20 protein-coding genes are annotated in these 22,956 nt (G+C 67.6%); 16 read left to right on the forward strand and 4 right to left on the reverse strand.

Going from position 1 to position 22,956, the window contains the following annotated elements; genetic code table 11:
• From grpE to Q7W51_03430, 5 genes are all read left to right on the forward strand, one after another.
• Nucleotides 1-645 (forward strand): nucleotide exchange factor GrpE, encoded by a 645-nt coding sequence (gene grpE / locus Q7W51_03410; GenBank protein ID MDO8847423.1) that lies wholly within the window; start codon nt 1-3, stop codon nt 643-645.
• A gap of 3 nt (nt 646-648) precedes the next feature.
• A complete protein-coding gene (gene dnaJ / locus Q7W51_03415; GenBank protein MDO8847424.1) occupies nt 649-1,779 on the forward strand; it encodes a molecular chaperone DnaJ in 1,131 nt (376 codons plus the stop codon).
• 19 nt (nt 1,780-1,798) lie between these two features.
• Nucleotides 1,799-2,212, forward strand: a complete 414-nt coding sequence (locus Q7W51_03420; protein MDO8847425.1) for a helix-turn-helix transcriptional regulator — start codon at nt 1,799-1,801, stop codon at nt 2,210-2,212.
• 201 nt (nt 2,213-2,413) lie between these two features.
• Nucleotides 2,414-5,020: an ATP-dependent chaperone ClpB gene (gene clpB / locus Q7W51_03425; GenBank protein ID MDO8847426.1), complete on the forward strand. Its 2,607-nt coding sequence runs from the start codon at nt 2,414-2,416 to the stop codon at nt 5,018-5,020.
• Between the two features lie 320 nt (nt 5,021-5,340).
• On the forward strand, nt 5,341-6,603 hold the full coding sequence (locus Q7W51_03430; GenBank protein ID MDO8847427.1) for an OFA family MFS transporter: 1,263 nt from the start codon (nt 5,341-5,343) through the stop codon (nt 6,601-6,603).
• Between the two features lie 26 nt (nt 6,604-6,629).
• Here the strand turns inward: Q7W51_03430 and Q7W51_03435 are convergent, their stop codons facing one another.
• Complete coding sequence (locus Q7W51_03435; protein ID MDO8847428.1) at nt 6,630-7,544, reverse strand: Gmad2 immunoglobulin-like domain-containing protein; 915 nt, start codon at nt 7,542-7,544, stop codon at nt 6,630-6,632.
• A gap of 204 nt (nt 7,545-7,748) precedes the next feature.
• Here Q7W51_03435 and Q7W51_03440 point away from each other — a divergent pair, with 204 nt between their 5' ends.
• Together Q7W51_03440 and Q7W51_03445 are read left to right on the forward strand one after the other, a co-directional pair.
• Nucleotides 7,749-9,440, forward strand: coding sequence for a SpoIIE family protein phosphatase (locus tag Q7W51_03440; GenBank protein MDO8847429.1), 1,692 nt, complete (start codon nt 7,749-7,751; stop codon nt 9,438-9,440).
• Nucleotides 9,441-9,569: 129 nt separating this feature from the next.
• Entirely contained in the window at nt 9,570-10,622 is a 1,053-nt protein-coding gene (locus tag Q7W51_03445; protein ID MDO8847430.1) for a zinc ribbon domain-containing protein, read from the forward strand.
• Nucleotides 10,623-10,624: 2 nt separating this feature from the next.
• Here the strand turns inward: Q7W51_03445 and Q7W51_03450 are convergent, their stop codons facing one another.
• On the reverse strand, nt 10,625-11,218 hold the full coding sequence (locus Q7W51_03450) for a hypothetical protein (protein MDO8847431.1): 594 nt from the start codon (nt 11,216-11,218) through the stop codon (nt 10,625-10,627).
• 116 nt (nt 11,219-11,334) lie between these two features.
• On the opposite strand from Q7W51_03450, the gene Q7W51_03455 reads away from it, so the two are divergent.
• The 4 genes from Q7W51_03455 to Q7W51_03470 are packed head-to-tail and all read left to right on the forward strand — an operon-like array spanning nt 11,335 to nt 14,524.
• A complete protein-coding gene (locus Q7W51_03455) occupies nt 11,335-11,460 on the forward strand; it encodes a hypothetical protein (protein ID MDO8847432.1) in 126 nt (41 codons plus the stop codon).
• Between the two features lie 9 nt (nt 11,461-11,469).
• Entirely contained in the window at nt 11,470-12,993 is a 1,524-nt protein-coding gene (locus Q7W51_03460) for a TrkH family potassium uptake protein (protein ID MDO8847433.1), read from the forward strand.
• On the forward strand, nt 12,990-13,499 hold the full coding sequence (locus Q7W51_03465; GenBank protein ID MDO8847434.1) for a hypothetical protein: 510 nt from the start codon (nt 12,990-12,992) through the stop codon (nt 13,497-13,499). Before Q7W51_03460 ends, Q7W51_03465 begins: the two co-directional genes overlap by 4 nt.
• The gene (locus Q7W51_03470) at nt 13,499-14,524 is read left to right on the forward strand and encodes a low specificity L-threonine aldolase (GenBank protein ID MDO8847435.1); all 1,026 of its coding nucleotides are present in this window, start codon (nt 13,499-13,501) and stop codon (nt 14,522-14,524) included. The genes Q7W51_03465 and Q7W51_03470 overlap by 1 nt, the downstream gene beginning before the upstream one ends.
• A 27-nt stretch (nt 14,525-14,551) precedes the next feature.
• Here Q7W51_03470 and Q7W51_03475 read toward each other — a convergent pair whose 3' ends face one another.
• Nucleotides 14,552-15,031 carry a peroxiredoxin gene (locus tag Q7W51_03475; GenBank protein MDO8847436.1) on the reverse strand — a complete coding sequence of 160 codons (480 nt, stop codon included), beginning with the start codon at nt 15,029-15,031 and terminating at the stop codon, nt 14,552-14,554.
• Between the two features lie 126 nt (nt 15,032-15,157).
• Between Q7W51_03475 and Q7W51_03480 the strand changes: the two genes are divergently transcribed.
• Entirely contained in the window at nt 15,158-15,622 is a 465-nt protein-coding gene (locus Q7W51_03480; GenBank protein ID MDO8847437.1) for an NYN domain-containing protein, read from the forward strand.
• A 1-nt stretch (nt 15,623) separates the two neighbouring features.
• Nucleotides 15,624-16,391, forward strand: coding sequence for a DUF554 domain-containing protein (locus Q7W51_03485; protein ID MDO8847438.1), 768 nt, complete (start codon nt 15,624-15,626; stop codon nt 16,389-16,391).
• 25 nt (nt 16,392-16,416) lie between these two features.
• Here Q7W51_03485 and nth read toward each other — a convergent pair whose 3' ends face one another.
• The gene (nth, locus tag Q7W51_03490) at nt 16,417-17,073 is read right to left on the reverse strand and encodes an endonuclease III (protein MDO8847439.1); all 657 of its coding nucleotides are present in this window, start codon (nt 17,071-17,073) and stop codon (nt 16,417-16,419) included.
• Between the two features lie 218 nt (nt 17,074-17,291).
• On the opposite strand from nth, the gene Q7W51_03495 reads away from it, so the two are divergent.
• The 3 genes from Q7W51_03495 (at nt 17,292) to mfd (ending at nt 22,952) form a co-directional block, all read left to right on the forward strand.
• Nucleotides 17,292-18,227 (forward strand): hypothetical protein, encoded by a 936-nt coding sequence (locus Q7W51_03495; GenBank protein ID MDO8847440.1) that lies wholly within the window; start codon nt 17,292-17,294, stop codon nt 18,225-18,227.
• Nucleotides 18,228-18,252: 25 nt separating this feature from the next.
• Nucleotides 18,253-19,371, forward strand: a complete 1,119-nt coding sequence (locus Q7W51_03500; protein ID MDO8847441.1) for a hypothetical protein — start codon at nt 18,253-18,255, stop codon at nt 19,369-19,371.
• Between the two features lie 161 nt (nt 19,372-19,532).
• Nucleotides 19,533-22,952, forward strand: coding sequence for a transcription-repair coupling factor (gene mfd, locus Q7W51_03505; GenBank protein ID MDO8847442.1), 3,420 nt, complete (start codon nt 19,533-19,535; stop codon nt 22,950-22,952).
• Nucleotides 22,953-22,956 lie beyond the last annotated feature (4 nt).

Here is a 22,956-nt window from a genome sequence, read left to right on the forward strand (position 1 = left end):
ATGGACCGCACGCGCAAAGACCCGACCGGGGGTAACCCATCCGGTCTCGGTCCCCGGGCCGATCGCCCTGCGGAGGTTCCCTTCGGGGTTCCCCCGGTCGGCTCCATGCCCGTCGATGATCCTGAACTCCGGGACGACCTCGGGGCTGAGTATGAGTTCAGGGGCGACGTGCTCGAAGACGAGCTCGAGGCTGCGCGGCGGGAAGCCGCCGCGCACCTCGATACCGCGCAGCGTCTGCAGGCCGACTTCGACAACTACCGCAAGCGGGTTGCGCGGGACGCGGAGGACGCGGCCAAGCGCGCGGGCCAGCGCGTGATCTCCGAGATGCTGCCCGCGCTCGACAACCTCGAGCGCGCGCTTGCGCACGTGGAATCGGGCGGCGAGGGCCAGCAGCTCACGGATGGCGTGCGGATGGTGGTCCAGCAGGTGCTCGACGTCTTCGCCAAAGAGGGCGTGGAGCGCATCGATCCTCTCGGCCAGCAGTTCGATCCGAACGAGCACCAGGCGGTCGGACAGTCCGCACGCGACGACGTGCCCGAGAGCACGGTGGTGGACATGTTCCAGGCCGGCTACCGGATGCACGGTCGCGTGCTTCGGCCCGCGGCGGTCGTCGTGAGCACCGGAGGCCCCGCGCCGAAGGAGTAGGCCATGGCCGACAAGGACTACTACGACATACTCGGCGTGCCCAAGACGGCCACGACCGACGAGATCAAGAAGGCGTTCCGCAAGCAGGCGCGCAAGCATCATCCCGACGCGGGAGGCTCCGAGGAGAAGTTCAAGGAGCTGAACGAGGCGTACGAGATCCTCTCCGACGACGAGAAGCGCACGCAGTACGACACCTATGGCCGGTACTTCGGCGGGAACATGCCGCCGGCCGGTGCCGGTCCCGGAGGCGCGGGTTACCCGGGCGGCTATCCCGGTGGCGGCTTCCCGGGCGGAGCGAGCTATCAGACGGCCGACATGGGCGACCTGGGCGATCTGTTCGGCAACCTGTTCAGCGGGACCTCAGGTGGCGGTGGCGGCCGAAAGGCCGCGCATCGCGGGGCCGACCTGCAGTACGACCTCACGCTCTCGTTCGACGAGGCGCTCAAGGGCACGTCGACGAAGGTGGACGTCAGGCGAACCGAGACGTGTGCCGCATGCAAGGGCACGGGCGCGCGGCCGGGTACGAGCCCGGTCACCTGTCCCACCTGCAACGGTAGCGGGCACGTGAGCCAGGGCCAGGGCCTCTTCGGCTTCTCGCGGCCGTGTCAGCGCTGTGGCGGCAAGGGCACGATCGTCGAGAGCCCGTGCGCCACATGCAAGGGCAAGGGCAAGGTCGTGCGCGTCAAACCGCTCACGGTGAACATCCCGCCGGGCGTGACCGACGCCGGAAAGTTGCGCTTCGCCGGGAAGGGCGAGCAGGGCACAGGCGGCGGACCTGCGGGCGACCTCTACGTGATCACGCACATCACGCCGCACAAGTTCTTCGCGCGTGATGGCGCGGACGTGCTGATCGACCTGCCGGTGACGATCGTGGAAGCGACGCTCGGGGCCGACGTGACCGTCCCCGTGCCGGACGGAAGCAAGGTCAAGCTCAAGGTGGCGCCGGGCACCGCGGATGGCAAGGTTCTGCGGGTGCCGGGCAAGGGCGCCCCGAAGCTCAAGGGCAAGGGCAACGGCGACCTCAAGGTCCGCGTGAGGATCGCGGTGCCGGACAAGGTCACCGCCGAGCAGAAGGAACTACTGCGCCGATTCGAGTCGTCGCGTGACGAGGACGTTCGGGCGCACATCGCATGAGGAAGGAGTCCCGGCCGTGGTGAGACAGCAGCGAGGCAGCAGTGGCAAGGACCGGCCGGTCTACATGATCAGCGTGGCCGCCGAGTTGGCGGGCGTGCATCCACAGACGCTCAGGATCTACGAGCGCAAGGCGCTCGTGCAGCCCACGCGTTCGCCGGGCGGCACGCGCCTGTACTCGGAGGCCGATATCGAGCGGTTGCGGCTCATCCAGCAGCTCACGCAGGACGAGGGAGTCAACCTCGCGGGCGTGATGCGGATCATCGAGCTCCAGATCGAGAAGGAGCGGCTCGAATCGCAGCTCGCCGACGCCGAGGCCGCGGCGTCGCGCGCCGAGCGGCAGCTGGCGAACGAGATCAACGAGTTCCGCCGCTCGATGCGGGCCGACATCGTGCACGTGCCGCGTGGCGGCATGGTGCGGAGGGACGGTCGCTGATGACTGACAGGCGCAGCGGACTTGTCCGCTGGCTCGAGGGCGTGCGCGCAGGGGAGATCCACGGCGGCCCGCTTTGACTGGTTGTGGCGTGGGTGTACTCACGCGTGATGAAGAACAGGACAGCACCCGCTTGAACCGTCGGCCGGTAGCCCGGGTGGCTGCCGCAAGGGGAACGGGCGTGGCTCGTAGGAGTTGAGTGACATGCGGTTGGACAAGCTGACAGTGAAAGCGCAGGAGGCCCTCCAGGCGGCACAGGGCATCGCCGATGACGCATCCTCGCACGTGATCGAGCCCGAGCACCTCTTGAAGGCGCTGCTCGATGCCGCCGAGGGAATCGTGCGCCCCATCGTGCAGAAGGTGGGCGCCGACCCCGACCTGGTGGAGGCCGAGGTCACCTCGGCCATCGAGGCGATGCCCAAGGTCACGGGCGCTGGCGCCCAGGGCCCGGCTGGCGTGGGGCCGCGCCTCAACAGCGTGCTCGGTGACGCGTTCAAGCATGCCGAGAAGCTGAAGGACGCGTACGTAACCACGGAGCACATGCTGGTTGCATTGGCGGATGACAAGGGCGAGGCCGGGCGGATTCTCGAGCGAGCCGGCGTAACCCAGAAGCGCGCGCTCCAGGCACTTGAGGAACTTCGCCGTGGCGCGCGCGTGACCGATGCGAACCCCGAAGCGCAGTTCCAGGCGCTCGAACGGTTCAGCCGCAACCTCACGCAGGCCGCGCGCGACGGCAAGCTCGACCCGGTGATCGGCCGCGTGGAGGAGATCCGCCGCGTGATCCAGGTGCTCTCACGCCGCACGAAGAACAACCCCGTGCTCATCGGCGAGCCGGGCACCGGCAAGACGGCGATCGTGGAAGGGCTCGCACAGCGAATCGTCGCGGGCGACGTTCCGTCCACGCTCAAGGACAAAGACGTGGTATCGCTCGATCTCGGCGCGATGGTAGCGGGCGCCAAGTACCGCGGCGAGTTCGAGGACCGTCTGAAGGCTGTGCTACGGGAGATCGAGCAGGCCGAGGGACGGCTCATCCTCTTCATCGACGAGCTGCACACGCTGGTGGGAGCGGGCGCTGCCGAAGGCTCGATGGATGCCAGCAACATGCTCAAGCCCGCACTCGCGCGCGGCGAGCTCCACGCGATCGGCGCCACCACGCTCGACGAGTATCGCGAGCACATCGAGAAAGACGCCGCGCTTGAGCGCCGCTTCCAGCCGGTGTTCGTGGGCGAGCCGAGCGTGGAGGAGACGATCGCCATCCTGCGCGGCCTGAAGGAGCGCTACGAGGTGCACCACGGCGTACGCATCGCCGATGGCGCCATCGTGGCAGCCGCCACCCTCTCGGATCGCTACATCGCGGACCGATTCCTGCCGGACAAGGCGATCGACCTCATCGACGAGGCAGCTTCGCGCCTCCAGATCGAGATGGACTCTAAGCCGGAGGAGATCGACCGGCTCGACCGTCAGGTCTGGCAGTTGAAGATGGAGGAGCAGGCGCTCCAGGCGGAGAAGGACGAGGCGAGCAAGGAGCGCCTCGAGGTGTTGCGCGGTGAGATGGCGGACCTGGGCGAGCGGCTCTCCGGGCTGAATGCGCGCTGGAGCAGCGAACGCGGTGTCACCGACGACGTGAAACGGCTGCAAAGCGAGCTCGACCAAGCGAAGCTCGATGGCGAGCGGGCCGAGCGCGAAGGCGATCTCCAGCGGGCAGCCGAGCTCCGCTACGGGCGTATTCCGCAGCTGGAGACCGAGCTTGCCGGGGCGGATACAAAACTCAAGGAGCTTCAGGCCGGTGCCGGGATGTTGAACCAGGAGGTCACCGAGGCCGAGATCGCCGAGGTGGTGGGCGCATGGACCGGCATTCCGGTGTCCCGGCTGCTCGAGGGCGAACTCGCCAAGCTCGCACACCTCGAGGAGCTTCTCCATCAGCGAGTGGTCGGTCAGGACGAAGCGGTAGCCGCGGTTGCCGGCGCGATCCGGCGTTCTCGCGCGGGACTCGCGGATCCGGACCGTCCCATCGGCTCGTTCATCTTCCTCGGCCCCACCGGTGTGGGGAAGACCGAGCTTGCCCGGGCGCTTGCGGCGTACCTCTTCGACGACGAGCGCAACATGGTGCGCATCGACATGTCCGAGTACATGGAGAAGTTCAGCGTGCAGCGCCTCATCGGCGCGCCTCCGGGCTACGTCGGTTACGAGGAAGGCGGCCAGCTCACCGAGGCGGTGAGGCGACGCCCGTACTCGGTCGTGCTGCTCGACGAGATCGAGAAGGCGCACCCCGACGTGTTCAACGTGCTGCTGCAGGTGCTCGACGACGGGCGCCTCACCGATGGCCAGGGTCGCACGGTGAGCTTCCGCAACACGATCGTGATCATGACAAGCAACGTGGGCAGCCAGTTCATCACCGAACTCGCCAAGGGCGGCGGCGAGTACGAGCAGATGAAGGCGCTCGTGGAGGAGGCGCTCCGCGCCACGTTCCGGCCGGAGTTCCTGAACCGGGTGGACGACACGGTGGTCTTCCACGCGCTCTCACTCGACGACGTGTCCGCGATCATGGAGATCCAGCTCGGCATCGTGCGCCAGCGCCTGGCCGAGCGGAAGATCGCTCTCGAAGTCACGCCTGCGGCTGCCGAGCGGATCGCCATCGACGGGTTCGACCCCGTCTTCGGCGCACGTCCGCTCAAGCGCGTGATCCAGCGCGAGGTGGTCGACCGTGTAGCCAAGGCGCTCATCGAGGGCACGGTGGGCGAGGGTGATACCGTCACGATCGACATCATCGACGACGAACTCGGCGTGCGAAGCATCAGGCACGTCGGCTAGCGAAAGGGAGTACCTGCAATGCGAACCATGCCGACCCAGGAGGGCATCGGCTACCTGCTCAATCGGGCATCGTACTTGAGGACTCCGAACGTCACGAACGCCACGAGCGCCTGAAGCGCCAGCCGCCAGCGAACCAGCCCCCTCATCGATGCCCCCTCACGTCAGGTGTCAGGCCGAGTATAGGGGAGCGCGTCGGCCGATGACGACCGCCACTCGCCGACACATGTGTGCCGTCCACCCGCTTTCGGGGTGCGCGCAGATACGTTTGCCTGCATACTGGCGGACGGTGTGTCCGAAGGCGCTTGTAGGGGGCTCTCAGCATGAAGATCGCTTCACCCGCGCGCGGTTGGATCGTCACGCTCGCCGGCATCGGTATCAACCTTGCGCTCGGCGTGCTCTACGCGTGGAGCATCATCGCCAAGTCGCTTACGGCCGACTGGGGATGGACGGCCGGTGGCGCAAGTCTGCCCTACGCCGTCGCGTGCGGTGTCTTCGCCGTCTCGATGGTGTTCGCCGGTCGCGCGCAGGACCGCCTCGGGCCGCGGATCGTCGCCACGTTTGGCGGGGCGCTCACGGGACTCGGCATGATCGTGGCAAGCTTCGGTTCCGCCGACACCCGTCTTCCGATCGTGCTCGGCTTCGGCGTGATGGCGGGCACCGGCATCGGTCTGGGCTATGCGGCGGCCACTCCGGCTGCTGTGAAGTGGTTCCCGGCCGCGAAGAAGGGGCTCATCACGGGTCTCGTGGTCTCGGGATTCGGTCTCGCGAGCGTCTACATCGCTCCGCTCACCCAGTGGCTGCTCGGCGCGTACGGCATCGCGATGACGTTCCGCATCCTGGGTGTGGGCTTCCTCATCTCCACCGTGACGCTTGCGCAGCTGCTCGGTAACCCGCCGAAGGAGCATGCGCCCGCGCAGCGGGTCGCGAACGCCGCGGCGGCACACCCGGCCGTCGCGCACCGCGAGTACGATTGGCATGAGATGATCCGCACCCCGCAGTTCGCGCTGCTGTGGCTGATGTACGCGTTCGCCGCATTCGCCGGTCTGATGATCATCGGGCACATGGCGAAGATCGCGGCGTTGCAGATGCCCGGCGCCGACCTCGGGTTCGCGCTCGTGGCCGTACTGGCGGTCGGCAATGCATCAGGTCGCGTGGTTGCGGGCATGGCCTCGGACCGCCTCGGTGGCACGAAGACCATGCTCGTCGTCTTCGTCATGCAGGCTGCGATGATGGGCGTGCTGTCCATCGCCGACGCGCCGGCGATGCTCGTGCCGGTCGCGGCGTTCGTGGGATTCAGCTACGGGGCGAACCTCGCGCTGTTCCCGTCCACCACCCAGGGCTACTTCGGCACGAAGAACTACGGCGTCAACTACGGCCTTGTCTTCACGGCATGGGGCGTGGGCGGCGTGTTCGGCTCCATGACGGCGGGCTCGATCGTCGACTCCACGGGAGGTTACGGGATCGCGTACGCGGTCGCCGCCGGGCTGTGTCTGGTCGCGGCTGCGCTCACCTTCGCGACGAAGCCGCCCAAGCCCTCCGAGGCCGCAGGCGAGAACGCCGACAGGGAGCTGCTGGCTGCGTAGAAGCGGCGTGAGGTGGCGAGGAGGCCTCAGGGCCCAAGCGTCACCGGCACCTCGACCACGTTGATGTCCGAGCCGTCTTTGGCCGACTGCTCGTAGACCACGATGGCGCCCTCGCCACCGGCTGCGAGCGGGTAGGAGACGCTCACGTCGAAGGTACCGCGCGTGCCCGTGCCGGAGGTCGCCATGGCCGGGACTTCGACGATCGTGCTGCCGTCGCGCCCGAGGATGCGCACCATGAACGCAGCTTCGAAGGTGTTCGCGGTGCCGGTGAGGCGCACGGGGTTTCCGACGGTCATGCCAGGTGTCGGGCTCTCCAGGAAGATCGCGGGGAGCACGTACTCGTAGTCCCCCCGCTCCTGCGGCTCGTCGAGCATGATGCCCTCACCGCCGAAGACGTCCACGACGTCGCCGTCCATCATGAGCACGACCCGGTCCACGGTGGAGAATTGCGTGAGCGTGTATACAACCTGGGCGAGCCGCATCGTCATCGAGAGCGTGCCGCCGCCGGTGTCGTACTCGCCGGAGAGGTCGACGCGAGCCGTCCCGCCGTCGATCGTGAGGCCGAGAAGCCGCGTGCCCTCGGGCACCTCGCTGCCGAAACCCCATCCCTGCTCGGTGGCGGTGGGTCCGGCGAGCAGCTCCTCCACGGCCGCGCGTGCGAGCGCCGGTGTCTCGGGAACCTCGCGCGTCACGACACCGAGGTACTCGCCGCGCGCGAGATACACGCGCACGGTCTGCGTGGCGGTGGACTCCGCCTCGACTTCGCCTTCGGCTTCGGTTTCGGGTTCGGACTCCTCGTCCGGCTCCACAGTCGCCGTCGTTTCAGTCTCGTCCCCTACGTCGTCCGCGCTCATCGTCCGGCCGGCGACCACGCCGGCGCCGATCGCCAGTGCGATCACCACGACGCCCAGCACCCAGAACCACCATGGCAGTGACTTCATGGCATCCCCTTCGTCGGTCTGTACGTTGTTCGTTCCACCGTTCGGCAGATGCCATACGGCTTATGGTGCCGTTCGTCAGCGATTCGGCGGGTTCCATCACTGCGTCACCGCCTGTCAGCACGCGTCTGTTGCCGCTGGGTATGTGTGCCGATAGGGATGACAGGCAGAGTATGCTCGTCACGGAATCCCCGGGAGGTGACCAGCGTGGACAACCGCTCCACAGAGGCGTCGGCTGCTGCTGCACACGCTCTGACCGATCCGGGTCGCGTCTCGATGCTGCTCGAAGGCGCGTCGTTCCCGGCGGCGCTGTGGTCGGGCTCCGAGCTCAAGTTCACGTGGATGAACGGCGTGTTCCGCGATCTCCTCGAAGACGTGCGTCCGCAGTGGGACCTCCTGGGCATGCCGGTGCGGGGCTTCATGTCCGACTCGCGCAGCGCCTCCCGCTTCATCGATGTCGCCTATACGGGTCAGCCGATCACCGTCCCCGCGTACGAGTTCAAGACCTCGTGGGGCGACGTGACGTTCTGGCAGCTCTCATACCTGCCTGTTCCGGGCCGCATCGGGCATCCGTTCGATGTGCTGCTGCTTGCGGTGGACGTGTCGCTGTCGGTTGCGGAGCGCACATCGCAGGAGGCCGTCGCGGCTGACCTGCGGCGCGCCATCAACCTGATCGACGTCACGGTGCTCTCCTCACTCGATTCCGAAGACATCCTTCAGCGTGTGCTCGTGGAGGCCACCGAGGCTCTTGCCGCTGACTGGGGCTGGATCGCCGAGCGCGATGACGGCTACTGGGTGTTCCGCAACGTCCACGGCTGGCCTGCCGAGATGACGGGCCTGAAGTTCCGGGAGGACGAGGTCTCGCTCCCGTCGCTCGTGGCCAAGACGGGGCACGCGCTCGCGGTCTCGCAGTCGGATGCGACGCGGCGCGAGCAGTTCGAACTGATGGTGAAGCACGACATCGGCGCGTTCGCGCTCGTGCCCCTCAAGAGCCGGGGCGAGGTCACCGGTGCGATGGGCTTCTGCTGGGACGAAGACGTGAGCTTCGGCGACGCACAGCACGACCTGCTGCAGAAGCTCGAGTTGTCGCTCTCGCTCGCCCTCGAGAACGCCCGGCAGTACGCCAACGAGCGTCACCTGACCCGGCAGCTACGAGGCGCGTTCTTCGGTGCACCTGCGACGGTGCCCGGCTTCGAGATGGGCCACCTGTACCACGCAGTTTCGGGCGTGAGCTACGTGGGCGGCGACTTCTACGACGTCATTCCGCTCGAGGCGGGACGGCTCGGCGTGCTCATCGGCGATGTCGCGGGCCACGGCGCAGAGGCGGCGGGCCTCACCGCGCTCGTGAAGAGCGCGATGCGCTCCGAGGCGCTGCGTCTGCCCTCACCGCAGCTCGTGATGGACCGTGCGAACGACCTGGTGCTCCGGGGGGCCGCGCCGCACGAGTTCGTCTCGGCATTCTTCGGCCTGATCGACGGCTCCACGGGTCATATGGCGTACAGCCTGGCCGGCCATCCGCCACCCGTGATCGTCCGTGCGGACGGCGTGCCGGTGCTGCTCCCCGACGATGGGGGCGTGCTGGGCGCGCTTGGCGGGATGCGCTACGACAATCATGACGCGCATCTGGACGTCGGCGACCTGCTGGTGATGTACACCGACGGGCTTGTGGACGCGCGGTCGCCGCGCGGCGAGTCCTTCGGCACCGATCGGCTGCTGCGCGCGTGCGCCGAGGCGGCCGGGGAATCGGCATCGACGGTTCCCGAGTCGCTGTTCATGTCGGCCTTCGGCTTTTCCGAGGGACGGCTCGCCGATGACATCGCGATCGTGGCGCTGCGGCGTACCGAGGCAGCCGGCGGGTACGACCAGGGTCGCCTCGAACTCGAGTCGGCGGTCGCTTAGCGGTTCTGCGCCCCGTCCATCCTTTGTTTCGAGCCGTCCGCGTGGCGTCTTCCGCCTGCCCTTTACATGCGTGCTCGACCGGCAATACAGTCATGGCAGACGCGTCGATCATGCGAGGGGGCCTCCACCATGCTGTGCCCGAACTGTCAGGCCGAAGTCCGCGACGGTGCCGCGTTCTGCGGCTCGTGTGGAGCGACCATCGAACAGGCCCCGGCATCCGCCGCGGTGACCGAGTCTTTACCGCAGCCGACGGCGCCGATGCCCGGACCGGATCCGGCCGCCCAGGCGGCGTACCAGGCGCAGGTTGCCGAGTACGAACGGCAGAAGGCCGCATACGAGCAGGCGCAGTACGCCCAGCAGGTGGCTGCATACGAGCAGGAGAAGGTCGCGTACGACCAGCAGGTCGCCGGGCAGCAAGCCGCTTACGGCGCGCCAGTCACACAGGCGGCTCCTCCCAAGAAGAAGACCGGGCTCGTGGTCGCGATCGTGATCATCCTCATCCTGCTGCTGGTCGGCTGCAGCGTGGGAGGCTTCTTCGCCTACAAGGCGTGGAACGACAAGAACAACGAGACGCCGGGGACGACCGACACCGGAACGACCGACACCGATGCGGGCGACAGTGATACGGATGGTACAGACACCGATTCGGGCAATGCGCTCGACAGCTACGCCACTGCTGACGAGGCCGTGATGGCACAGCTCGACGCCTCGGGGGTCGGCGACTGGGTGTATCAGCTCTACGACGAGGGCGACGGTTACGCCACGTACTGGGCCGGCCCGCCGAATAGCGAGTTTGTCGACGAGATCTACCTGGAGCAGAACCCCGACGGGACCTGGTCGGTCATCGAGGTGAGCGGCCTCGACTTCGGCGGTGACGTCTCGGGCAGCCCGGCCGACGAGGCCATGTGGATTGTCGACATGCACCTCTCCTACGTGCAGAGCGACATGGGCCTGGAGGCGCAGTCACTCACCGTCGACCCGTTCCGCTCGGACGCCGCGAGCGCGGCGGTCTCGGGTGGCGGATTCGATTACTACTCGGTCGACGGCTATACCGAGCAGTCGGACGGCAGCTTCTGGGTGCAGACCACGCAGTCGTGGTACGGCAGCGTGGAGGGCTGGGAGTACTGGGTGGTGCCCACCGAGGTCGGCTACATGATCGCGGACCTCCGCTACATGGAGTAGCGCTACTGCCGTTCGAGGACGTCGCGCGCTCGGCTCATGCCGTAGGCCACAGCCGGGCGGAGGCTCTTGCTGTTGCCCCAGACCTTGATCTCGCGGTAGTACTCATGCATGCCGGCGATGGCGATCACGAGGTACGCGCGCTCGAGCGGCGGCAGGGTATCGGTCAGCTTCTGCAGGTGGCACAGCGCCGCCGCCTGGGCGTCCGCGTCCTCGGGATCCGTCGGGCGCGTCTCGCTGCAGCGGTACTCGCCGGGGGCCACCCTGGTCAGCACCGAGGACCACACCGCTCGAGGCTCCTCGCACACCTCGACGAGGGTCCGGCCGTGCGCCACATCCACCGGCTCTCCCTGCGGGGCAGCGGCCAGGCGCTTGACCGCATCATCCATCCAACCGACGAGTTCCTCGGCGGTGTCGCGATAGCTCAGGAAGAAGAGGAGCCGCGCGTAGTACATGAGGAAGTGCAGCACGGCGTTGTAGCCGCTCTCCTGACGCTCGGCTTGCTCCAGCCACAACTCGACACGCGCACGGTCCTCGCCGAGGAGCGCGATCTCCACAGATGCCACAGGCGTCTTCTCGCTCTTGCCGAACAGGCCCATACGGTCTCCTTGCTCCGGTCGTCCAAGCCTAGCACGTCGCGCGGCCTGCCAACCCGGGGCATGTGGCACAATGGCGTAAGCCGACACCCGCAGGGTGGGCGAGGAGGTCCTGAACGATGGAGATTCGCTTTCACAGTCCCTACAGGCACGCAGTCTCGGGTCTGCTGGTCGAGATCGTCTCGTTCGCGGCGTTCATGCTGTTCGCGGCCGGGCTTGCGCTCCTCGCTGCGTGGATCCGGTAGGTAGCCCGGATGTGGGTCGGACTTCGCTCGCGGGACCGCGACATCATCGCTCACTACGTCGGAATACTCATGGTGTCGTTCGCCGGCGCCATGCTCATCCCGCTGCTAACGGCACTCGTGGCGGGGGAGTGGGATCCCGCGCTCGACTATGTGTGTGGGATCGGCGTTGCCGCAGGCCTCGGAGGCATGCTTGCCAGTCGGGCGCCATGGGGAGTGCATCTCGATCGGCAGAACGCGCTTGTCGTGACCGCCCTGGTCTGGCTGGCTGCGTCGCTGGTCGGGGCGGTGCCGCTGGCGCTGTCCGGTCACTATGGCAGCTTCCTTGACGCGCTGTTCGATGCGATGTCCGGTTTCACCACTTCGGGTCTCACGCTCGTACAGGACCTGGATCACCTGCCGCTTGCGCACAATATGTGGCGGCACCTCACGCATCTCATCGGCGGGCAGGGCATCGTCGTCGCCGTGCTGACGCTTGCCTTCGGCGTGCGCGGAGGCGGAGCGGTGTCGCTCTATCAGGCCGAGGGTCGTGACGAGCGGATTCTGCCGAACGTGATGCACACCGCGCGCTTCATCTGGTTCGTGACGTTGATATACGTGTCACTCGGGACGGCGATCCTCTCGGTAGGCAATCTCCTTGCCGGTATGGAACTCGGCCGGGCCGTACTGCACGGCTTCTGGCACACGATCGCGTGTTATGACACGGGAGGCTTCGCGCCCCAGTCGCAAAACGCGCTCTACTACCACAGCCCGCTGTTCGAGATCGTCACGGTCATGCTGATGCTCGCGGGGATGCTCAACTTCAACCTGCACGCGGATATCTGGCGCGGCGACCGCAGGGAGCTGTTCAGGAACATCGAGTCGCGCACGCTGGCCGTGCACATCGGTCTGCTGTCGCTTGCCGTGGGGCTGGGTCTGGGCGCCACCGCACTTTACTCGGAGCCGGGAGAGGTGCTTCGCAAAGGCCTCTACCATCTACTTTCGGCGCACAGCGGAACGGGCCAGCAGACGCTGTATGCCGCCCAGTGGACGCGTGGGTACGGTGACCTGGCGCTCGTCGCTGTCATGCTTGCGATGGCGCTCGGCGGCATGGCGTCATCGACTGCGGGTGGCATCAAGGCGTTACGCGCGGGTCTCATCTTCAAGGGCCTGCTGCTTCGCATCAAGCAGGCCATCGCTCCTCAGAGCGCGATCGTCGGCATGAAGTTCCATCACCTGACCGACGTGCACCTGACCGCAGACGCCGTGTCGGGCGCACTGATCGTCTTCGCGCTGTATGTTGTGTCGTACGTGACCGGCGCGCTGGTTGGCCTTGCGTACGGCTATCCCGCGCGTGAGGCGCTCTTCGAGTCGATCTCGGCCACGGCAAACGTGGGCCTCTCGGCGGGGATCACCTCGCCCGCGATGCCCGCGGGACTTAAGATCACCTATATCCTGCAGATGTGGACGGGGCGGCTCGAGTTCGTTGCGGTGCTTGCCATGGTGGCGAGCCTGGTGGCCTCCGTGCGCTCTCGTGCGAGACGGGGGCGGGCATGAGGATCAGGTTGGTCGTGCTGCTGATGGTCGTAGCGCTGGTGGCGTTGCCCGCTCGAGGAATCGCGGTGGAAGTCGTGTCCCGGACTTCGGCGGCTGAGCTGGTGAGCGCCGAAAGCGGGCTGGACGGCTCGACCGTCACGTTCGAGGGTGAAGTGGTCAGCGAGGTGCTGGCCGGCGGTCGCGGTCACGTCTGGGTGAACGTGCTGTCAGATGGCGTCGCGATCGGGGTCTGGGCGCCTGCCGAGCTGGCCGACGACCTTGAGGTCTTCGGCGACTGGGGTCACAACGGCGATCGCGTGGTGGTGACCGGCACCTTCAACCAGGCCTGTGATGTGCACGGTGGCGATCTCGACGTACACGCGACGTCCGTCGAGTTGCTTGAGCGCGGCAGCGAGCGTCACCACCCGGCGGCGTTCTGGAAGCTGGGCGTCGGGGCGGGGGGCATCGTCCTTGGCCTGCTCGGACATCGCCGCATGCGGCGGCGCGAGGAGGACGATCGCTGGTGATGGAGGCACTGCGTGGTTTCGCGAGCGACAACGCGTCGGGGGCGCACCCGGCGGTGCTCGCTGCCATGGCCGAAGCGAATCGGGGCCACGTCCACGCGTATGGCGACGATCCGGTGACCGCACAGGCCCGCGGGCTCGTGCAGGGGCACTTCGGCGCGCAGGCGGAGGCCTTCTTCGTCTTCAACGGCACCGGTGCGAACGTGACCGCGCTCCAGGCGCTGATGCGTCCGTTCGAAGCGGTGATCTGTCCCGCAACGGCGCACATCAACGCCGATGAGTGTGGGGCACCCGAGCGATTCACCGGCGGGAAGCTGCTGGCGGTTCCCACGCCAGATGGCAAGCTCACGCCTACGCTCATCGAGGGCGCGATCACGGGCGTGGGCTTCGAGCATGCGAGTCAGCCGCGCGTCGTGTCCATTACGCAGTCCACCGAGTACGGGACGGTCTACTCGGCACGTGAGCTGGAAGCGGTAGTCGCCACTGCCCGCACGTTCGGACTCCGGGTCCATGTCGACGGCGCCCGGCTCGCGAATGCTGCTGCGTCCCTCGGCTGTTCGCTCGGCGAGGCCTGTGCCGGCGCGGATGTGGTGTCCTTCGGCGCGACGAAGAACGGTGCGGTGCTCGCCGAGTCCGTGGTGTTCCTCGATCCTGCGCTCGCCACCGACTTCAAGTACGTGCGCAAACAGAGCGCGCAGCTGGCGTCGAAGATGCGGTTCGTGAGCGCGCAGTTCGCGGCGCTCCTGGAGGGCGACCTGTGGCTCGAGAACGCCGGACACGCGAACGCGATGGCGCGGTTGCTCGCGGAGCGCGCGGGCGCGGTGCCGGGCGTGCGCATAACGCAGCGTGTCGACGCCAACGAGGTCTTTGCGGTGCTTCCCCACGACGCCATCGCGCCGCTCCAGGCCGAGTTCGACTTCTACACCTGGGACGAACGTGCTGATGAGGTCCGGTGGGTCACCAGCTGGGACACGACCACGGAGGACGTTGAGCGCTTCGCCGCCGCGATTGCTCGTGAGCTAGGCTGAGACCGAAGGCGCGGCTGCGGGTTGGCGCTACGGCGCAGCGGCAGCGGCCAGCGTCCGGATCGCGGCCACCACTTCGTCGGCATGTCCCTCGAGCTTCACCTTTGGCCAGACGCGCGCGATGCGTCCCTCGGGATCGATCAGGAACGTCGAGCGCGCGGCCATCACTCCGAGCACGGCGCGCGCGCCGTAGGCGTCGATGATCGACTTGCCGGTGTCGGCGATCATCGGGAAGGTGAGATCGAACTTGTCGATGAAGCGCCGCTGGACCTCGGGTTTGTCGGCGCTGACGCCCACAACCAGGGCGTTCAAGGACTCCAGCTCCTCGGCGTGAGCCTGGAAGTCCTTCGCTTCGTGCGTTCAACCGGGGGTGTTCGCCCGCGGATAGAAGTACACGACCACCCACTTCCCGATGACCACTCGACTCCCGACGTGATCCGACAGGTGGAACCGTGCGCCACCCGTGGTGGTCGCATCGATGGGCGGCGCGGGCTGACCGACCTTTGGCATGATGATCTCCGGCATCGTTCCTCCTCGGCTCTGCGTTCATAACGGTATGTACCTCGGCGCGTGTCGAACCACGCACCGACCGCGCCGACGGGTCCGCACGCGACTCGTTCGGTGTAGCATGGCCGCATGCGATACGTGGTCGACGGCTACAATGTCACCAAGCGCGACCCCGCCACCGCGCGCCTGTCCCTCGAGGGCCAGCGCGAAGCACTGGTGGCGCGACTTGCCGCGCGCGGTCAGGGCCTGCTCGGCTCGGGCCCGATAGTGGTCGTTTTCGATGGCGTGCCCGATGCGGGCGTCGGCACCTTCCGTCGCGGATCGGTCGAAGTCCGCTTCTCGCGCCTCGAGACGGCCGACGACCTGATCGTGCGTCTCGCCGAAGGCGACGGCGTCACGGTGGTCACGTCGGACACGGGGCTCGGCATCCGCGTGGGTGCGTTCGGGGCGCGCGTGCTGGGTTCGGACGTCTGTTTCGAGGGGCGTGCCGGCAAGCCGTCGCCGCGGTATCGCGCTTCGAGCGCGGGTCTGCCGCCCGGTGCGAACAAGGTGACCGAGGAACTCAAGAAGCTCTGGTTGGACGACAAGGAGTGACATGCCCGGTCTCGGCGTCCTGACCAACATCGTTGCGGTGCTCATCGGCACTGCGATCGGCCTTGCGTTCGGGCGGCTGATCGGCGAGCGCTTCCACTCCATCGCGTTCTCGGCGATGGGGCTCGCGGTCATGCTCATCGGCATGACGATGGCGATCGGCGGGCTCGCCGATCTCGGCGAGACGCGGCTGGGCGACTACGCCGCGCTCGTGCTCGTGGGGTGCCTGGTGGTGGGCTCGCTCCTCGGCGAAGCGCTGCGCATCGAATACTGGCTCGAGCGGTTCGGCATGTGGTTGCAGGCGAAGTTCGGCAAGACGCCGGTGCTCGTGCCTGCCGAAGACACGTCGGCCGAAGGCGGGGAGGCCGAGCAGGGCCACACGCTGGTCGAAGGCTTCGTGACGGCGAGCCTGCTCTTCTGCACCGGCGCGATGACCGTGCTCGGCTCGCTGCAAGACGGGCTCGGTGATCCGTCGCTGCTCACGCTCAAGGCGCTGCTCGACGGCACGGCGTCCATCGCGCTCGCCACCACGCTCGGCGCGGGCGTCGGGCTGTCGGTCATCCCGATCCTCGTGCTGCAAGGCGGCATCGCGCTCGGCGCGGGTGCGCTCGAGCCGTACATCACTCCGGCGGTCATCGCCGCGATCGAAGCGGTGGGCGGAGCGCTCATCCTGGCCATCGGCCTGGACCTCGTGAAGATCAAGCGGCTGCCGGTGGGCAACATGCTGCCGGCGGTCTTCCTTGCAGCAGCCGTAGGGATGCTGCTCGGGTAGGCGCGGTCAGGGGCGCTCCGGTCCGCTACGCCTGCTCGCGCCAGCCTTTCACCTGGAATGCGCTCGGGCAGATGTCCGAGAGCGTGCATCGGCCACACACCGGGCGCTTCGCGTCGCACACACCGCGTCCGTGCTCGATGAGCCGGTAGGTGAGCGCGCCCCACTCCTCGCGCGGGAAGAGCGCCATCAGATCGCGCTCGACTTTGTTGGGGTCGTTCTCGCCGGTGAAGCCGAGGCGGTGGGCGAGGCGGAAGACATGCGTGTCCACGGCCACGCCCTCGGCCTTGCCGAACGCGTTGTAGAGCACGATGTTGGCGGTCTTGCGCGCAACGCCTGGCAAGGTCAGCAGATCCTCCATGGTGTCGGGCACCCGCCCGCCGTACTCTGCCACGATGCGCTGCGCGGCACCCATGATGTTCTTCGTCTTGTTGCGGAAGAAGCCGGTGGGGTGGACGATCTCCTCGACCTCGGCCGGGTCGGCCCCGGCGAGCGCGACGGGTGTGGGAAAGCGCTCGAACAGGATCGGCGTGACCTTGTTCACGCCCACGTCGGTGGTCTGGGCAGAGAGTATGACCGCCACGAGCAGCTGGAATTCGCTCCCGTACGAAAGGGCGATGGCGGCTGTTGGGTAGAGCTGCTTGAGCCGTGCGTCGATCTCGGCTGCGCGGGCGGGGTCGCTCATGTCGCCTCCGTCGGTCGGATGAGTCAATCGTACCCGAGACGCGGTCGCCTTCGCGGACGCTTGGATCCGGTTTACTTCCGGTTGATGCGTGCGAGGCACAATCGGCGTGGCTCGTGACCGAGGGGGGAAGCGCGGGCCGGTCGGCGGGCATCCCTTCCGGCGCGGTGAGCGCCGCTCCGCCGACCGTGTCAGACCACATCGAATAAGGGGGAATCACGATGTCCGATCCGATGAGACGTCGTTGGCAACGCGTGTTGGGAATCATGTGTGTCGTCTCGTTGCTCGCGAGCATGGCTGCCGCCGGCACGGCCGTAGCCGGTCCGGGGAGGGGGAAGGACCGCAAACAGCCGTCCGCGGCGGAACCCGGTTGGCCGGGAAGCCACGAGCCGGAGAACGATCCGCAGCCGGGGGAGGTCGGCTATCTGGCCGCGAGCGCGGTGCCGCAGGTGCCCGCCGACGGCATGACCGACGCGGAGCTCCAGGCGGCCGATCCAGCAGGGTTCGCGCAGATGAAGGCGCAACGCGATGGCATCGAGCGGAGTCTTCTCACGCAGGTGCGGACCGAGCTCAAGGCCGCAGGAGTCGCGCCGGCCAGCGAAGACCCGCTGGATGCGGGCGAGCTGGCCAAGGCGTCTGCCGCCATCACGGCTTCGGCGGTTTCGCCGTACGGGTATCTGCAGTTCACGCTCACGAGGAACACCACGAGTCCGTGGGCACGGTCGGGGTACCTCGGCATGCTCTACTTCTGCTACGGCTACTACAACGCGACGGTCGACAGCTACAAGTGGTACACGGTGGCGTGGCCCGCGCGATCGGGGGACAACATCCCCAGTCACCAGTCGTGGATCGGTACGGGACCCATCCCCGCTTACACCTACGACTTCGGCTTCATGTACGGTGCCTATCGTGGCTACGAGTCTGATGGACGGGTGGAGTTCTACCCCGGCAAGTGGCGCCTGGACCCATGGACGGGTGCGCCGTACGGGCGCAGCTGTCTGGAAGTGCACGGCGGCACGGGAACCCACGAGTTCGGCGCGACGAGCGGCTGCATCCGCACCCTCCCGTCGTCGATCAGCTCGCTCCGGTCGTACTGGACTTACAAGATGGCCAACAAATACGACCGCAACTCGGCACACCTGATCGTTCGGTACTGATCACCTAAGCAGAACGGGGGACTCCATGGCACTCTACGCACCGAACCGTATGCCGCTGAACGCGGTAGCGCGATTCGCTCTGACCGCGGTCTGTCTCGGCCTGACGGCGCTGCTTCTGGCGGGTTGTACTGGTCCTGACGAGGCCGAGGTGGGCGAGGTCGAAGCGCAGCTGTTCGATCCGCTCGAGATGACATGGAGTCCCCGTGCGTTGGCGAATGCCGCACCCTGCCTCGTCGGCTGGCGTGGTGACGGAGCGAGCGGGGCGCTCGTGACGCTTTCGGGTCCAACGCCCGCCGAGGTGCTCTGGCGCACTCCTGCCGATGCCAACCAGTTGTATATGCACCTGATGGCGGTCGACCCGGCCGGAAGCCGCATGGCGGGCGAGGTCTACTCCGATGAGTGGGGAGCCGAGCCGGCTCAGCGCGTCTTACTGTTCGAGCCGGGCGGCGGCGTGCGCGACCTGCCCCGACCCGATGGCTACGAGGGAGTCTCGGACGTGGTCTTCTGCGACGTGGGCGCTCTGGCGATCGCGTATCACGCGACGCTCGATGAGTTCCAGACCACGCTGGGAGTCGTGGCTCCGGGTGGAGAGTGGCGGCAGCTCACCCTCGAGGGCGACGTGCCGCCCCACCAGTTCATCGAGTCGCTCTCTGCACGGCCTGGCAGCGATCTGGTCGGTCTCGTGCTCAAGACCGCCGGGGATGTGGATGACAGGGACGAGGGACTGCTCGTACTGGCCCGGCTCGAGGACTCAAAGCTTACGGTAGTGACTCCTCCGTTCTGCGACGATTCACTCCCGGGCGCTCAGCCGCTGCTGGACGCGGACGGAGTCGTCTACGCGCGGATGTGGAGCACGCAGGATGGCGCATCGGCTCCGACGCTCATGCGAGTCGAGTGGAACGGTGCCGAGTGGATCGAAACCGAGATACTCGCACCGGGTGCCGTTGCGGTCGGTCCCGAGACCGGACAGGCCGTCGCACAGGGACCCGACGGCGGCTTCTGGATACGCGACGCCGAGGGTGACGCGCATGGCGAGGGCGCGACGCTGCTTCGCCTCGCACCGGGAGCGATCGCTCCCGAGCCCACTAGCGTGGACGCGAGCGGTATCGGCTGGTTCTCCTGGGTCGAGGGATCCACGGACTGAAGGAACGCACGGCGACGCGGGGGCGGGTCGCGGCTCGGCGCATCGGCCCGGCCCCGCGGTTTGACCGCGCTCCCGCGGGGCCATACACTCGCATCCGTCGCCCGCCCCGGCATACCGGATGCGGGCCCTTCGTGCTGCTACGAGAGTGCAGGAGCGTTGCCGTGGAAGCGTTCTACAACGCGATAGCCCCGCAACTGCGGACCGAGCCGGCACTCGCCCGCGGTCTCGAGCGGCTCGCCACCGGCGAAGACGTCACCCTTGCTGCGGCCGGTCTCGTTCGGCCTGTCCTCACCGCAGTGGTCGCCGACTCCCGCACCAAACCTGTCCTGGTCGTACTGCCCGGCAATGATGCCGCAGCGCGATTTGCGCGCCAGCTTGGCACCTACGTGGGACATGAGCGCGTGCTGCACTTCCCGGAGCGCGTCGAGATGCCGTGGGATCGCGGAGCCGCAGACCTCGAGGCGGTAGGCGCCCGCGCCCGTGCGCTGCACGCGCTCGACCGTGGGCGGCCGGTGATCGTCGTCGCCGGCGCTCGATCGATCCTGCGCGTCTTACCGCCGCACGGCTCTCATGTCTTCGATCCCGTCTTGCTCGAGGTCGGCCGGTCGCTCGACTTGGCCGAGCTCTCGGCGACGCTCGTGCGCATGGGATATGAGCGCGTGGATGTAGCGGCGGATCGCGGTCAGTTCGCCGTGCGCGGAGGTACCCTCGACGTCTTCGGCTCCGATGCGCAGTACCCGGTGCGTGCGGAGTTGTTCGGCGATGAGATCGAATCGCTGAGGCGCTACCTTCCGTCCACGCAGCAGCACATCGCAGACGCCGGACCGACCGAGGTCTACCCGTGTCGCGAAGTGGCGCCGGGAACCCGTGCCGGCCAGAGCGCCCGCCGCGCCTTTGGGGAGGCGGCGCGGTCGAACGACGACCTGGCGCGCGACCTGACGCTGATCGAGCAGGGTGTGACGTTCAACGGGATCGAGCAGTACCTGCCGCACTTCTACCGGTCGCGTGCGACCGTGCTCGACTACGTCTCACCCGGTTCGCTCGTCGTGGTCGCGGAGCCCCGCGCCATCTTCGATGATCTCGTGCGCGGCCGGGGCGAACTCGAGGCGAAGGCCGATTCGGTCGCCCGCTCCCTCGACGGACTCTTCTTCACGCCCGCGGAGATCGACCTGGGCGGTCGCCAGCGGCTGACGTTCCTCTCGATGCTGCGCGCCGCCGGCGCCGCCGACGGTGAGGTCGTGGCACGGCGTCCCGAGGTGAGCGGCAGGGAAGAGGTGTTCGCCGCAGGCCTGCGCGCGCTCGTCGACACCGGGTATCGCGTGGTCGCTGCGGTACGCGATCGCCAGGGCCGCGACCGGCTGAGCCGCGCACTTGTGGACGCCGGCATGTCGGTCGCGGGACTCGAGGGCGCCACGACGCTGGAGCCGGGCCTCATCACTCTCGCTGTGGCCGATGTTCCTGCCGGCTTTGTCATGTCCGGGGCGCGTCTGGCGGTCGTGTCGATCGACGACGTCTTCCCGCGCGCCGCCGAACGACGGCGCCAGGCCGCCGATCCGACCAAGCTCACCTTCGCGTTCGCACCAGGCGACTACGTCGTGCATGAGGTCCACGGCATCGCGCTCTTCCGCGATATCGTGCGTCAGAGCGCCCTCGGCGCGGAGCGCGACTACCTGCTGCTGGAGTACGCCAAGGGCGACCGGCTGTACGTCCCCGTCGAGCAGCTCGATCGCGTCACCCGTTACGTCGGCCCCGAGGGGTCGGCGCCGCGCGTCACGCGCCTCAACACCGCCGACTGGACGAAGGCGACCGGTAAGGCACGCAAGCAGGCGCGCAAGCTCGCGTTCGACCTGGTGGATCTCTACGCGCGGCGCGCGGCGGTGTCCGGCTTCGCGTACGCGGCCGACACGCCCTGGCAGCGCGAGATGGAGGCGGCATTCCCCTTCGACGAGACGCCGGACCAGCTGGCGGCTATCGATGACGTGAAGGCGGACATGGAATCCGACAGGCCGATGGACCGTTTGGTCTGCGGCGACGTTGGCTACGGCAAGACCGAAGTCGCCATCCGTGCCGCATTCAAGGCGACCCAGAGCGGCAAGCAGGTGATGGTGCTGTGCCCAACGACGATTCTCGCGCAGCAGCACTTCACCACCTTCTCGGAGCGCTTTGCGACCTATCCGGTGCGCGTTGAGGTCCTCTCACGCTTCCGCTCGAGGGCGGAGCAGGCGGCCTCGCTCGAGGGTTTTGCTGCGGGCACGGTGGACATCCTCATCGGCACGCACCGCCTGCTCTCCAGAGACGTGCTGCCGAAGGACCTTGGCCTCGTGGTCGTGGACGAGGAGCAGCGCTTCGGCGTGGAGCACAAGGAGCACCTCAAGAACCTGCGCGAGCAAGTCGACGTGCTCACGCTCACCGCTACGCCGATCCCGCGTACGCTGCAGATGTCGCTTTCGGGCGTGCGTGACTTCTCGGTGATCGACACGCCGCCGGCCGACCGCTTCCCGGTCAAGGTGCACGTGGGCGAGTTCGACGAGGACGTGATCTCCTCGGCGATCCGGCACGAACTGCAACGGGGCGGCCAGGTCTACTACATCTCCAACCGCGTGCGCGGCATCGAGCGTGTGGTGGAGCGCGTGCAGGCGGCAGTGCCCGAGGCGAGCGTGGGCGTGGGCCACGGACAGATGTCCGAGCACCAGCTCGAGCGGGTGATGGAGAGCTTCGCGGCGGGCAAGATCGACGTGCTCGTGGCCACGACGATCGTGGAGTCGGGCATCGACAACCCGCACACCAACACGCTCATCATCGACGACAGCCACCGCCTCGGCCTGGCGCAGCTCTACCAGCTGAAAGGCCGGGTCGGGAGAAGCCACGTCAAGGCGTACGCGTACTTCCTCTTCCCACGTGGCCAGGCGCTTACGGACCAGGCGTACGAGCGGCTCACGGCGCTGCAGGAGCACACAGAGCTCGGCAGCGGTATCAAAGTCGCCATGCGCGACCTCGAGATCCGCGGCGCGGGCAGCCTGCTGGGCGCCGAGCAGAGCGGCAGCGTGAGCGCGGTCGGCTTCGACCTCTACGCGCAGATGCTGCGTGAGGCGGTCTCCGAGGTCCGGGGAGAACCCGTGCCCGCGCATCCCGAGGTGCGTGTGGACCTGCCGGTGGCGGCCTTCTTGCCCGAGGAGTACGTGCCCGAGGTGGACGAGCGGGTGCTCATGTACCGGCGCATCGCCGCAGTCTCGAGCCCGGAGGCCATCGAGACCATCACCGCCGACCTCGAAGCCCGTTTCGGCGCGCCGCCGCTGCCCGCCCGGCAGCTGCTGGCGATCGCGCGCATCAAGACGCTCGCCGCCGAGCTCGGCATCGGGACGGTGTCGCTGGCGCGTCACCGGCTCACGCTCTCGCCGGTACGCCTCACCTCCGAAGAGCAGGGCGCGCTTGCCGTGGAGGGCGCGGTGTACGTCTCGAAGACGAGTTGTGTTCATTTTGTGCAATCGGCCGGAGAGGACTCCACGAGCACGGCCGTGCGGGCTCTCGGTGCTATACTCTGCGCAGTCCGTGGCCCGGCAAGCGGCCGGGAAACACCTTAGGAGA

Source organism: Coriobacteriia bacterium, from assembly GCA_030652115.1.
Taxonomy (GTDB): domain Bacteria; phylum Actinomycetota; class Coriobacteriia; order Anaerosomatales; family Anaerosomataceae; genus UBA6100.